At 69.1% G+C, this 13,559-nt stretch carries 10 protein-coding genes and 1 pseudogene; 4 read left to right on the top strand and 7 right to left on the bottom strand.

The features are described 5' to 3' along the window. The first annotated feature begins 74 nt into the window (after positions 1 to 74). Genes AC1DP9_RS18175 through AC1DP9_RS18165 form a run of 3 tightly spaced genes read left to right on the top strand, consistent with a single transcriptional unit; the run spans position 75 to position 2,688 of the window. Positions 75 to 752 (top strand): heavy metal response regulator transcription factor, encoded by a 678-nt coding sequence (locus tag AC1DP9_RS18175; RefSeq protein ID WP_092299922.1) that lies wholly within the window; start codon positions 75 to 77, stop codon positions 750 to 752. A 27-nt stretch (positions 753 to 779) separates the two neighbouring features. Continuing rightward, entirely contained in the window at positions 780 to 2,231 is a 1,452-nt protein-coding gene (locus AC1DP9_RS18170; RefSeq protein WP_477105896.1) for a heavy metal sensor histidine kinase, read from the top strand. 49 nt (positions 2,232 to 2,280) lie between these two features. Beyond that, positions 2,281 to 2,688, top strand: a complete 408-nt coding sequence (locus tag AC1DP9_RS18165; RefSeq protein WP_441593438.1) for a VOC family protein — start codon at positions 2,281 to 2,283, stop codon at positions 2,686 to 2,688. Here the strand turns inward: AC1DP9_RS18165 and AC1DP9_RS18160 are convergent. From AC1DP9_RS18160 to czcI, 4 genes are all read right to left on the bottom strand, one after another. Next, positions 2,672 to 5,845, bottom strand: a complete 3,174-nt coding sequence (locus AC1DP9_RS18160) for an efflux RND transporter permease subunit (protein WP_477108120.1) — start codon at positions 5,843 to 5,845, stop codon at positions 2,672 to 2,674. The two genes, AC1DP9_RS18165 and AC1DP9_RS18160, sit on opposite strands and share 17 nt — an antisense overlap. A 15-nt stretch (positions 5,846 to 5,860) precedes the next feature. Further along, entirely contained in the window at positions 5,861 to 7,093 is a 1,233-nt protein-coding gene (locus AC1DP9_RS18155) for an efflux RND transporter periplasmic adaptor subunit (protein ID WP_477108119.1), read from the bottom strand. A 19-nt stretch (positions 7,094 to 7,112) separates the two neighbouring features. Beyond that, positions 7,113 to 8,378, bottom strand: a complete 1,266-nt coding sequence (locus AC1DP9_RS18150; protein ID WP_477108118.1) for a TolC family protein — start codon at positions 8,376 to 8,378, stop codon at positions 7,113 to 7,115. A 76-nt stretch (positions 8,379 to 8,454) separates the two neighbouring features. Further along, positions 8,455 to 8,820, bottom strand: coding sequence for a cation efflux protein, CzcI family (gene czcI, locus AC1DP9_RS18145; RefSeq protein ID WP_477108117.1), 366 nt, complete (start codon positions 8,818 to 8,820; stop codon positions 8,455 to 8,457). Between the two features lie 136 nt (positions 8,821 to 8,956). Between czcI and AC1DP9_RS18140 the strand changes: the two genes are divergently transcribed. After that, positions 8,957 to 11,293 (top strand): heavy metal translocating P-type ATPase, encoded by a 2,337-nt coding sequence (locus AC1DP9_RS18140; protein ID WP_477108116.1) that lies wholly within the window; start codon positions 8,957 to 8,959, stop codon positions 11,291 to 11,293. Here AC1DP9_RS18140 and AC1DP9_RS18135 read toward each other — a convergent pair. The 3 genes and pseudogenes from AC1DP9_RS18135 to AC1DP9_RS18125 all read right to left on the bottom strand — a co-directional run. After that, positions 11,256 to 12,410, bottom strand: coding sequence for a Fic family protein (locus tag AC1DP9_RS18135; protein WP_477108115.1), 1,155 nt, complete (start codon positions 12,408 to 12,410; stop codon positions 11,256 to 11,258). The genes AC1DP9_RS18140 and AC1DP9_RS18135 overlap by 38 nt on opposite strands. Before the next feature lie 85 nt (positions 12,411 to 12,495). After that, positions 12,496 to 13,386 carry a polysaccharide deacetylase family protein gene (locus tag AC1DP9_RS18130; RefSeq protein ID WP_477108114.1) on the bottom strand — a complete coding sequence of 297 codons (891 nt, stop codon included), beginning with the start codon at positions 13,384 to 13,386 and terminating at the stop codon, positions 12,496 to 12,498. Positions 13,387 to 13,393: 7 nt separating this feature from the next. Next, positions 13,394 to 13,559: pseudogene (locus tag AC1DP9_RS18125) on the bottom strand (bifunctional UDP-4-keto-pentose/UDP-xylose synthase); the annotation flags it as partial.

The raw sequence follows: 13,559 nt of genomic DNA, 5'->3' as shown, positions 1-13,559 counted from the left end.
CGCCCATTGCGTACCAACCTCGGCTAGTGTCGTGGATTCCCCCCGCAACCCATGGCTGTTGTCAGTGAATTCCCATGCGCATCCTGATTGTTGAAGACGAACCCAAGGCCGGCGACTACCTGCTCAAGGGCCTCACGGAATCAGGCTTCGTGGCCGATCTCGCCCGCGACGGCGTGGACGGCCTGGGCCACGCACGCGAGCAGCACTACGACCTGATCGTCCTCGACGTGATGCTGCCCGGCATGGACGGCTGGCAGGTGCTGCGCGAACTGCGCCGCGACAAGGACACCCCAGTGCTCTGCCTGACCGCTCGCGACGAATTGTCCGACCGCCTCAAGGGCCTGGAACTGGGCGCCGACGACTACATGGTCAAGCCGTTCGCCTTCGCGGAACTGGTGGCGCGCATCCGCACCATCCTGCGGCGCGGGCCGCTGCGCGAGAGCGAGTTCATGGAAGTGGCCGATCTCCAGATCGATGCGATCCGGCGCCGCGTCTCGCGTGCCGGGCAGAAGATCGATCTCACATCGAAGGAATTCGCGCTGCTGCAACTGCTGGCGCGGCGCCGGGGCGAGGTGCTCTCGCGCTCGCTGATCGCCTCCCAGGTCTGGGACATGAACTTCGACAGCAATACCAATGTGGTGGATGTGTCCATCCGCCGGCTGCGCGCCAAGGTGGACGACCCGTTCCCACGCAAGCTGATCCACACGCGTCGCGGCATGGGCTACGTGCTCGACGAATCGGACGAGGGCTGAGCGGCGATGGCGCGTCGCTGGCGACGAATGCTGGGCCGCCTCTCCGGCGCGCTCCCGGTTTCCCTCACGGCGTCCCTGACCACGCGGCTGGCGCTGGCCTATGGCCTGACCACGGCGCTGATCCTGGTCGGCGTGGCCGCCTACCTCTCCAGCGCGCTCGACAGCCAGCTCCAGGCGCGCGACGAGAGCGAACTGGTTGGCGAGATCCTGCTCGTGCGCCACTTGCTGCGCGAGGTGGGCGACGAAGCCGATATCCGTGCCGACACCCACCGCTTTGCCGATATCGCCATGGGCCATGAGGGCCTGATCCTCGTGGTGCGCACGCGGCAGGGCGAGCCGCTGATCACGCTGAATCCGCGCAACGAGTCGGTGCCGCCGCTGCGCGTGCTGCCGGCTAACGCCGCGCCGGACAAGGGCATGCTCCAGACCTGGTATCCGCGCAACGGCGTGCCGTCGCGCGGCATGGCGGCGCTGGGCGTGCTGGGCAATACCGACCGCGCCGTGGAGATCATCGTGCTCAGCGATGCCGGCTACCGCGTGGCGCTGATGAGCGAATACCGCAGCCAGCTACTGGGCGCGGTGCTGTGCGGCGCGCTGGTGGCGGCGGCGCTGGGCTACCTGCTGGCGCGCCGGGGCCTAAGGCCGCTGCGCCGCATGGCCGGCGACGCGGCGGCGGTGACCACCAGCCGGCTGGCTACGCGGCTGGACGTGGGCGGCGCGCCCGAGGAGCTGCGCGAACTGGCCGGCGCCCTCAACGGCATGCTGGCGCGGCTGCAGGACAGCTTCACGCGGCTCTCGGCATTCTCGGCCGATCTGGCCCACGACTTCCGCACGCCGATCAGCAACCTCGTGGGACAGACGCAGGTCACGCTGGCCCAACGCCGCAGCCCGGCCGAGTACGAATCGCTGCTCGAATCGAACCTGGAGGAATACGAGCGGCTGGCGCGGATGATCGAGAACATGCTGTTCCTGGCCCGCGCGGACAACGCGCAGGTGGCGTTGGGGGCATGCGAACTCGACGCCCGCGCCGAACTGGACAAGGTGGCCGAGTACTTCGAGGCCGTGGCCGCCGACCGCGACGTCACGCTGGCCGTGTCGGGCGTCGCCACGGTCACGGCCGACCGCACGCTGCTGCGGCGCGCCATCATCAACCTGCTCGACAACGCCCTGCGCCACGCGCCGGCCGGCAGCACCGTGCGCGTGGCGGTGGGGCGCGGTCGGCCGGGCTTTACCGACATCCGCGTGGCCAACGACGGCCCGGCCATCGCGCCGGAGTCGTTGCCGCACCTGTTCGGGCGCTTCTACCGCGCCGACCCGTCGCGCCGCAATTCAGCCACCTCCACGGGGCTGGGGCTGGCCATCGTCGATACCATCATGCGGCTGCATGGCGGCAGCGTCACCGTGCGCAGCGATGCGGTACAGACCGAGTTCGAGATCGACTTTCCGGACGCGTTGACCGGCAGCAAGGCCGGCGCATAATTGACGGCGCCCGGATCTGGGCAACCCACGTGACGTAAAGGAGACCGATATGCAGGTACAACCGTATCTCGATTTTGGTGGCCGTTTCGACGAGGCGATGGCGTTCTACGGCAAGGTGCTCGACGCCAAGGTGACGTTCCTGATGCGCTACAAGGAAGCGCCGCCCGGAGAGGCGCCCGCCTCGCCGGCCTGGGGGGACAAGGTGATGCACGCCAACATCCAGATCGGCGACAGCCAGATCATGGCCTCGGACGGCAGGGAAGGCGAGCCGTATCCCTTCTCGGGCTTCATGCTGTCCGTGGGCTACGTGCCCAACGCGGAAGGCAAGCGCATCTTCGAGGCGCTGGCCGAAGGCGGAAAGGTGCTCATGCCATACCAGAAGACATTCTGGGCCGAAGGATTCGGCATGCTCGTCGACAAGTTCGGCATGAGCTGGATGGTCAACTGCGAGCACTAAGAGCAGGCCCGGTGGCGCCCAATCCCCCGCGCCGATGCGCCCACCGGTACAGCACCGGGAGGACAAGCAGCGTCAGCGCCGTCGATGACAGGATGCCGCCGATTACCACCGTGGCCACGGGGCGCTGCACCTCGGCGCCCGTGCCGGTGGCGATGGCCATCGGCACGAAACCCAGCGAGGCCACCAGCGCCGTCATCAGCACGGGCCTCAGGCGGGTCAGGGCGCCGGTTGTGACCGCCGCGTCCAGTGGCTGGCCGCCGTCCCGCAGGGTGCGGATGAACGACAGCATCACCAGCCCGTTCAGCACCGCCACGCCAGACAGCGCGATAAACCCCACCGCCGCCGAGATCGACAGCGGCATGCCACGCAGCCAGAGCGCCAGCACGCCGCCCGTCAGCGCGAACGGAATGCCGGTGAAGACCAGCAGGCCGTCGCGCAGATTGCCGAACATGGCGAACAGCAACCCGAAGACCAGCAGCAACGCCAGCGGTACCACGATGGCGAGCCGTTGCGTGGCCGATTGCAGCTGCTCGAACGTGCCGCCCCAGGCAATCCAGTAGCCGGCCGGCACCGTCACCCCACGCTCGACGGCGCTCATCGCCTCCGGCACGAAGCTGCCGACATCGCGCCCGCGCACGTTGGCGCTGACCACGATGCGCCGCTTGCCGTTTTCGCGCGATACCTGGTTCGGCCCCGGCGCAATCTCCAGCGTGGCGATCTCGCCCAGCGGGATGTAGCTCGTGCGCACCTCGGCGCCCTTGGTTTCCGCGGCCGGCAGCGGAATCGGCAGGCGCCGCAGCGCCTCCACGTCGGCACGAATCCCTTCCGGCAGCCGCACGCCGATATTGAAGCGGCGGTCGCCCTGGTAGAACAGGCCGGCCTCCCGCCCGCCCACGGCAATTGCCACGGTTTCCTGCACATCGGCCATGTTCAGGCCGTAGCGCGCGGCGCGCGCGCGGTCGATGTCTACCGTGAGCACCGGCAGCCCGGAGGTCTGCTCCACCTTGACCTCGGCGGCGCCGGGCACGCGTTGCAGCACCTCGGCGATGCGCTGGGCGGTGGCGGCCAGCACGGCGTTGTCGTCGCCATAGAGCTTCACCGCCACGTCGCTGCGCACGCCAGAGATCAACTCGTTGAAGCGGAGCTGGATCGGCTGCGAGAACTCGTAGCGGTTGCCGGGCAGCTGCTCCAGTTCGGCTGACATGGCCGTGCGCAGCGCGTCGTACGAGCGGGATGGATCGGGCCACTGGTCGCGCGGCTTGAGCATGATGTAGCCGTCCGAGATGTTGGGCGGCATCGGGTCCGCCGCGATCTCGGCCGTGCCCGTGCGCGCGAACACGCGCTCCACCTCGGGAAACTTCGCCTTGAGCCGGGTTTCGATCTGCTGCTGCATCGCCACCGACTGCGTCAGGCTGGTGCCTGGAATGCGCAGCGCCTGCACGGCGAAGTCGCCCTCATTCAGGTTGGGGATGAACTCGCTGCCGAGCCGCGTGGCCACCAGCCCGCTCAGCAGCACGGCCACCACGGCGCCGGTCAGCACCACCGGCGTATTGGCCAGCGCGTGCGACAGCGCCGGCGCGTACCAGCGGCGCGCCCAGCCCATCACGCGGTTCTCCTTCTCCGCCACGCGGTCGCCAATGCACAGCGCCACGGCGGCCGGCACGAAGGTCACCGACAGGATCAGCGCGCCCAGCAGCGCCAGCACCACGGTGTTCGCCATCGGGTGGAACATCTTCCCCTCGACGCCCGTCAGCGCCAGGATCGGCACGTAGACGATCATGATGATGAGCTGGCCGAAGACCAGCGGCCGCCGCGCCTCCCGCGCCGCCGCGAACACCTCCTCGAAGCGCTCGGCACGCGTCAGCGGCCGTCCGGCGGCCTGCCGCGCATGGGCCAGCCGCCGCACGCAGTTCTCGACGATGACCACCGCGCCATCGACGATGATGCCGAAGTCCAGCGCGCCCAGGCTCATCAGGTTGGCGCTGATGCCGGCCGCCACCATGCCGGTGAACGTGAACAGCATCGACAGCGGGATCACCATCGCCGTGATCAGCGCCGCGCGCAGGTTGCCGAGGAACAGGAACAGCACCGCCACCACCAGCGCGGCGCCTTCCAGCAGGTTCTTCTTGACCGTGGCGATGGCCTTGTCGACCAGCACGGTGCGGTCGTAGACCGTCACCGCCCGCACGCCGGCCGGCAGCGACTTGTTGATCGCCACCATGCGCGCATCCACCGCGCGCGACACGGCGCGGCTGTTCTCGCCAATCAGCATGAAGACCGTGCCGAGCACTACCTCGCGGCCGTTGTCGGTGGCCGCGCCGGTGCGCAACTCCCGGCCCAGGCCGACATCGGCCAGATCCCGGATGCGGATCGGCTGGCCCTGGGCGGTGCCGACGATCACATCGCGGATGTCGTCGATCGACTTCACCTGCCCCGGCGCCCGCACCAGGTACTGCTCGCCGCGCCGCTCGATATAGCCGGCGCCGACGTTGCCGTTGTTGCGCTCCAGCGCCTGCACCACGTGCTGGAGCGACATGCCGAAGGCGGCCAGCTTCTCCGGGTTCGGCGCCACGAGGTATTCCTTGGCGAAGCCGCCGATCGTGTTGATCTCGGTCACGCCCGGCACGGTGCGCAGCTGCGGCTTGATGAGCCAGTCCTGGATCTCGCGCAGGTCCGTGGCGGTGTAGGGCGTGCCGTCTGGCTTGCGCGCGTCGGGCTCGGCCTCCACGGTCCACAGATAGATCTCGCCGAGGCCGGTCGAGATTGGCCCCATCTGCGGCGCCACGCCGGCTGGCAGCTGCGCGCGGGCGTCCTGGATGCGCTGGCTGACCAGTTGCCGCGCGAAGTGGATATCGGTGCCATCCCGGAAGATCACCGTGACCTGCGACAGCCCGTAGCGTGACAGCGAGCGCGTCTGCACCAGCCCCGGCAGGCCGGCCATGACCGTTTCGATCGGATAGGTGATGCGCTGCTCGGACTCGAGCGGCGAGTAGCCCGGCGCCGCCGTGTTGATCTGGACCTGGACGTTGGTGATGTCCGGCACGGCGTCGATCGGCAGCCGGCCGTAGTTGTAGAAGCCCAGCGCGGCCATGACCAGCACGGCCAGCATGACCAGCCAGCGCTGGGCGATGGCGAAGCGGAGGATGCGTTCGAACATGTGTGGTCGCTCCGCTCAGTGGGCGTGCTCGGCGCCAGCCTTGCCCTGTTCGGCCTTCAGCACGAAGCTGTTGGCCGCCACGTAGCGCGTGCCGGCGGGCAGGCCGTCCGTGACCTCGATGCGCTGGCCGTCCGTGCGGCCGGTCTTGACCGTGCGCGCCGCGAAGCCGCCGGGCACCGCCACGAAGACCTGGGTGTGGCCATCGTCGGTCTGCAGGGCTTCGGCTTCGATCACCACGGGGGCGTCCACTTCGCCCGTATTGACGCTGACCGTGACGAACAGCCCGGGGCGCCAGGCCATCTCGGGATTGGCCAGCGTCACACGGGCAGTGGCCGTGCGGGTCTGCTGGCCGAGCAGGGCGCCCACGTAGGAGACCTTGCCATCGGCGGTGCCGTCGAACGCGGTGGAAGTGACGCGCACCGCCTCCCCGAGCCGCACGTGGCCGAGATCCTTCGGCGCGATCACGAATTCGGCCCAGACCGTGGTCAGGTCGGAGAGCGTGAAGACGGCGGTGTCGGCGCCCACGGCTTCGCCCAGCGACAGGTGTTTCTCGACCACGATGCCGTCGAACGGCGCGCGCAGCTCGAAGCGGTTGATGCCGTCCGACGAAGGCTTCGCGCCGATGGCGGTCAGCTTCTGCGTGGCGTTGCGCACGGCGATTTCGGCTTCCTGCAAGGCCGTGCGGGCGGCCAGGTAGTCCTGCTCGGCGGAGACCTTGTCTTCCCAGAGCCGCTTCTCGCGCGCGAAGGTGCTGCGCGCCAACTCCAGCCGGCGCTGGCCGGCCAGCCATTCACTGCGCAGTTCGGACAACTGCGTGCTGGCGAAAACCGCCAGCAAGTCGCCCTTTTTCACCCGCTGGCCGAGGTTGGCCGCGACCGCCTCCGCCACGCCCGCCACGCGCGGCACCACGTGGGCGGTGCGATCCTCATTGAAGCGGATTTCGCCCGGGAACTGCACCGTGCTGCGGATGCGGCCCGGGCCGGCCGTGCGCAGCACGAGGTTGGCGTTGGCGATCTGCTCAGGCGTCATGGCGATCAGGCCGGGGGCGGCGGCTGGGGCCTGAGGCGCCGAGGCGGCGGGTGCCTGATTGCCGTGATCGCCGTGATCGCCGTGACCGCTGTGGCTGCCGTGGCCGTGGCCGTCATGCGAACCGCTCTCGCGGCCCACCAGCAGCAGCGCCAGCGCGGCGATCAGGCCGCCGATGACGATGGCCGCGATGGCCATGCCTTGTTTTCGTGTGAGGGTCATGGGAAATCCTTGCGGCGCGTCAGCGGCCGAGAATGCGGTCGATCGTGGTGGCGGCCTGCCAGGCATTGGCCACCACGCCGAGATAGCGGATGCGCGCCTGGAACAGCGTGCGCTGGGCGTCCAGTACTTCGAGATAGCTGAACTTGCCGGCCTCGAAGCCCTGCGTGGCGGCCTGATAGGCGCGCTGGGCGGCAGGGAGCACGGTGTCGCGTAGCGTCTGCGCTGAGCCGCGCGAGACGGCGAGCTGGCTGGTGGCCTGTTGGAGGTCGTGGTCCAGCCGGAGCCGCGTGGCGCGATAGGTGTCCGCCGCCTTGTCGGCCTGCCGGATCGCGGTGTAGAGGTTGCCCTGGTTGCGATCGAACAGCGGCAGCGGAATCGCCACGCCGAGCACCGGGTAGTAGCCACGGTCGGAGGCGTTTTCGCGCTTGGCGCCAAGGCTCAGCGTCACATCGGGATACTGGCGGCTGCGCTCCACGTTGATTTCGGCCTGCCGGCGCGCCAGTTCGCGCTGGCTGGCCACGGTGGCGGGCGCGGCGTCGAGCGCTTCGCGCAGGACGAGGGCGTCCGGGCGCGCGGGCAGCGTATCGAGGCTGCCGTCCGCTTCGGCGAACTGGGGCGACGGGTTGCCCCACAGCGTGGCCAGCGCCTGCCGCGCGGAGACAAGCGCCGCATCGGCCTCGGCGCGCTCGAGTTCGGCATTGGCCAACTCCACGCCGGCCTTGGTTTCTTCCACCGGCGAGACCTTGCCGGCCGCCACGCGGCGCGCGGCCACGTTGGCGCCGYGCCTGGCGATGTCGACGGCACCCGCTGCCAGCCGCACGCGCTCCTGGGCCACCAGCACGTTGAAGAAGGCGCCGATGACGCTGGCGCGGAGGTCGGCTTGCGTAGCTTCCAGCTGCGCTTGCGCCAGTTCACGCGTGCGCTGGGCCACGCCGATCCGCGCGGCGCGCTTGCCGCCCAGCTCCACCGGCAGGTTCATCTGCGCCGTGGTGGTGCGGGTGGACTGGCGCGTGTCTTCCATCAGCACGGCCACTTCGGGGTTCGGTATCACGCGCGCCTGGGTGATGCCGCCTTCGGTGGCGTCAAGCTCGTGGCGCGAGGCGGAGAGCGTGGGGTTCTGCGCGATGGCCAGCGCCAGCGCGGTTTCCAGCGTCAGCGGGCCGGGTGGCTCCTGGCCGGCAGGCGGCGACACAGGTGGCAAGGCAATCTGCGCGGCGGCATGGGGCAGGAGGCCGCACCACGCCAAAGCGGCGGCCGTTGCCCAGGGCAATACAAGGTTTCTCATCGAATTTCACCGTTGCAAACAGGGAAAATCGGCGAGACGTCAGGAGTCAGGGAGGAGATTGTCCGCGTCTCGCCGCTCAGGCGGGACGGGACCACTGAGGCCGGTCTGGGACGGAGGCGGGAATCGAGCCGAAGCCCGCGACGCGCGGCAGGTAGCGCACGGTGACGAAATGGTAGCTGCCGGGCAGGATGGCCTGCGCGATCACCCCGTGCGAACCGGGGAAGTGGCAGGCGGCGCAGTCGGCGTCGGGCAGTTTCGGGGCCGGCTTGGCGGCGTCCTGATGGGCATCGGCGCCGGGATGCACATGGCTGTGATGCCCGATGTGCCAACTGGCGCCGTTCGCCGGCATGCGCTCCTCATGGGCGCAATACGCCGCAGCACCGGCCCAGGCGAACTGGATCGGCAGCAGGATGGCGAGAAAGACGAGGAGCAGGCGACGCATGGCGGCCGATTATACGGGGCTGCCGCGCGGGCGCACGTGACAACCGTGTCATCTGTGGGGATTCGCCCCGAAGGGTTGACCTTGTAGCGACTACAGGGTCTTCAATGACATCCATATCAGACCAACGCTCACCGCCATGGCTCGCCATACCGACGATCACGTGATGCCTCATGCACATGCGCACGACCACGATCATGCCCACGATCATGCCCACGATCATGGGCATGCGCATGCCCATGCCCCTGCCGCCGAGCACGCCTGCTGTGGCGGCGGTTGCGGTACGGCAACGGTGTCGATGCCGACGCCCATCCGTAAGCCGAAGGCGGCCCCGGCCGGTACGCGCTCGGCCGCCTACCGCATCGAGGCCATGGATTGCCCGACCGAGGAAACGCTGATCCGCAACAAGCTTGGCGGCATGGCCGGCGTGGCTGCGCTCGACTTCAACCTGATGCAGCGCGTGCTGACCGTCCACCACACGCTGGATTCGACTGACGGCGTGGTCAAGGCGATTGCCACGCTCGGCATGCACGCCCAGCCGCTGAATGCCGACACCCAGGCAGATGCGCCGGTCGCCGCCCCCGAAGCGCCCAAGCCCTGGTGGCCGCTGGCGCTGGCCGGCGTGGCGGCGCTGGGCGCCGAGGTGGCGCACTGGTTCGAATGGGGCCTGCCGTATGCGCCCGCCGTGCTGGCGCTGGCCGCCGTGCTGGTGTCGGGTCTCGCCGTCTACCGCAAGGGCTGGATCGCCATCCGCCACGGCAACCTCAATATCAATGCGCTGATGAGCATCGCCGTCACCGGCGCCATGCTGATCGGCCAGTGGCCCGAGGCGGCGATGGTGATGGTCCTCTTCGCGCTGGCGGAGCGCATCGAGGCCGCCTCGCTGGACCGCGCGCGCAACGCCGTGCGGGGGCTGATGGCGATGGCGCCCGAACAGGCCACCGTGCAGCAGCCGGACGGCACCTGGCTGGCCGTGACGGCGCGCGACGTGCCCGTGGGCGCCGTGGTGCGGCTGCGTCCCGGCGAGCGCGTGGCGATCGATGGCCGCGTGCTGCGCGGCCAATCCGCGCTGGATCAGGCGCCGATCACGGGCGAGAGCGTGCCGGTCGACAAGACCGTGGGGGATCCGCTGTACGCCGGCTCGATCAACCAGTCCGGCGAACTCGAATACACCGTGACGGCCCCGGCCAGCGATTCCACGCTGGCCCGAATCATCCACGCCGTGGAGGCCGCGCAGGGCAGCCGCGCGCCCACGCAGCGCTTTGTCGATCAGTTCGCGCGCATCTACACCCCGGTGGTGTTCGCGCTGGCCGTGGCCGTGGCGGTGGTGCCGCCGCTGCTGCTGGGCGGCGCCTGGCTCGACTGGATCTACAAGGCGCTGGTGCTGCTGGTGATTGCCTGCCCGTGCGCGCTGGTGATCTCCACGCCGGTGACCATCGTCAGCGGGCTGGCCGCCGCCGCGCGGCGCGGCATCCTGATCAAGGGTGGCGTCTATCTGGAACAGGGCCAGCACCTGAAGTGGCTGGCACTCGACAAGACCGGCACGCTCACGCACGGCAAGCCTGTGCAGACCGATGTCGGCCTGCTGGCGGATGACCTGCCGCAGGCACGCGCGATTGCGGCGAGCCTGGCCGCGCGCTCCGACCACCCGGTCTCGCGGGCCGTGGCTGTGGCGGCCGAAGCGGAAGGCATCGCCCCGCTCGCCGTGGACGATTTTGCCGCGTTGCCGGGGCAGGGCGTGCGCGGCAGCGTGGCGGGCGTGACGTATTTCCTCGGCAACCATCGCCTGATCCACGACCTCGGCGCGTGCTCGCCGGCGCTGGAGGCCCGGCTGGAGGCGATCGAGCGGCAGGGCAAGACGCTCGTCCTGCTGGCGTCCGCCGGGGCGGATGGGGCGAACCCGCGCGCGCTGGCGCTGTTCGGCGTGGCGGATACGGTGCGCGACACCAGCCGGCAGGCTATCGAGGCACTCCACGCGCTAGGCGTGAAGACGCTGATGCTGTCCGGCGACAACCCGCACACGGTGCAGGCGATTGGCGCGGCAGTGGGGATCGACGAGGTGCGCGGCAATCAGCTGCCGCAGGACAAGGCGGACGCCATCGCGGCGCTGGCCGGGCAGGCGCACGGCGGCGGCGTGGGCATGGTGGGCGATGGCATCAACGACGCCCCGGCACTGGCGCGCGCCGACATCGGCTTCGCCATGGGCGCGGCGGGCACCGACACCGCCATCGAGACGGCCGATGTGGCGCTGATGGACGACGACCTGCGCAAGATCCCCACCTTCGTGCAGCTTTCCCGGCGCACGGCGGCCATCCTCAAGCAGAACATCGCGCTGGCGCTGGGCATCAAGGCGGTCTTCCTCGTACTGACCGTGATGGGCCTGGGCACGATGTGGATGGCCGTGTTCGCCGACATGGGCGCCAGCCTGCTGGTGGTGTTCAACGGGCTACGGCTGGCGCGGGGCGTGCGTTCGTGAACCTGTCCTCCAGTTCGTAACCGGTACTGCGCCCGCCGCCGTCTGTTTTTCGCAGCACGCCGCGCGTCAGCAAGTCGTTGATATCCCGCAGCGCCGTGTCAGGGGAACATTTGGCGATGGCCGCCCACTTGCTGCTGGTGAGCTTGCCGTCGAAACCATCGAGCAGTCGGTTGAGAAGCCTCACTTGCCGCTCGTTCAACGGCAGCATCGCCCAGTGACGCCAGAAGCGCGCCTTGGCCAGTACCGCGTCAAGGTTCAGGTGGGCGTGGTCGACTGCACGGTGGAGGGCGTTCAGGAACCACGTCAGCCACTCGGTCACCTCCTTCGATCCCCGCTGCGTCCGCTCCAGGATGTCGTAGTAGGCCGCGCGCTCGCGCTGGATCTGCGCCGACAGGCTGTAGAAGCGCTGCGAGGTGCCCTCGGCGCGCGCGAGCAGCAGGTCGCCGATGGCACGCGCGATGCGCCCGTTGCCGTCATCGAACGGGTGCATGGTGACGAACCACAGGTGACCCAGCCCCGCCCGGATGAGGGGAGGGTCCTTGGGCGCTGCATTGAACCATTTGAGGAACAGGTGGGACTCGTCTTCGAGTTGATCGGCCGGCGGCGCCTCGAAATGCACGCGCTGGCGGCCAATGGGGCCCGAGACGACCTGCATCGGCCCCCTGGCGTCGTCGCGCCAACGGCCAGTGTTGATCGAGGACAGGCCAGAGTATCCGGTGGGAAACAGCGCGGCGTGCCAGCCGAACAGGCGTTCCCGTGTCATGGGCGCCATGCTGTTGGACGTGGCATCCAGCACCATTTCCACGACGCCCTCGACATGGCGATCCACCGGAGCCAGCGCGCCAATGTCCACCCCAAGGCGACGGGCGATGGAGGAGCGCACCGATTCCACCTTCAGGTGCTCACCTTCGATCTCACTGGTCTTGACCACATCATCCGTGAGCGCGGCCAGGCTGGCCTGATCGCGCAGGGCGAGGCCAAGATCGGTCAGGCGCCCAAGCAGCACGCCTTGGGCACGGCTGACGTCGGCAATGGGCTGCGCCAGCGCATTGAGGTCGTAGCGCCAGTGCGTCCAGCCGGATGCCTGCCAGATATAGGTGTAATCGCCGCGTTTCATGCGGAGATTATGGCTGCTAATCTCCGCATCCGCAACTTATTCGCCGCAGGATATGCGGAGATTAGGGGGGCTAATCTCCGCAAACCTACGGCTGGATGATCAATTCCCCGCTGCGGCCGGCAATCTCGCCCCAGGTGACGGGGAGTTGCGGCAGGTCGGTGCGGTCGAGGTGGCGGTAGTAGGTGGCCATCGACACGAGGTCGTGGCCCTGCGCGCGCCAGCCGGCCAGCAGGCGCTCGAACACGGGTGCCAGCTTGCCGCCTTCCAGCTCCGTGTGGAGCGTGAAAATGTGATCGCCGGGGCCCTCGGTCAGGCGCAGCAGCGCGTGGTGGACGTTGTCCTCGGTGAGGTCGTCCACGCCGATCAGCTCGTCGAGCGTGGGGAGCGTGGTCGGCATCTGCACGTGGCGGCAGGGCTTGCCCGCTACGGTGGGAATGTACGGCGCGGTGCCGCGTCCGTCAGAGGCGTAGGCCATGCCCCAGTCGTCGATCTGCAGGAAGGCGTCGTCGTTCATTTGCCAGCCCGCCGCGCCGTGCGTGGTGGGCGGCGTGCCGAAGACCTCGACGAAGCGGCGGTGTGCGTGCTGCATCTGGCGGCGAGTCCAGGCGGCGTCGCGCGTGCGTACGTTGTCCTGCCAGTAGACGTGGTCCCAGGTGTGGATGCCGCACTCGTGTCCGGCCGCAGCGGCGGCGCGCATCTCGGCGGCGCCCTTGCGGCCGATGTCGGGCCCCGGCAGCAGCACGCCGTACATCAGCGTGCGCAGCCCGTAGTTGGACACCACTGACGTGCGCGACACCTTCTTCAGGAAGCCGGGGCGGAACACGCGCCGCAGCGCCCAGCCCGTGTGGTCCGGGCCGAGGCTGAACAGGAACGTGGCCTCCGCCTGCACGGCGGCGAGCATCGACAGCAGCTTGGGCACGCCTTCGCGGGTGCCGCGCAGCGTGTCCACGTCGACTTTCAGGGCAATGCGTGCCATGCCGTGCTCAGTGCGAGGCGTCGACCAGCGTACGCGCCTCCACCACCTTGTCGCGGTAGGCTTCGAAGATGCGGCGCAGCGCCTGCTCCATGTTCAGCTTCGGCTGCCAGCCCAGTTCTTCCATCGTGTTGTCGATCTTCGGCACACGGTGCTGCACGTCCTGGTAGCCCTTT

This window comes from Cupriavidus sp. 01L43 (assembly GCF_056399925.1).
The sequence above is the reverse complement of the archived record's forward strand: the minus strand, read 5'-3'. Positions and strand labels throughout refer to the sequence as shown.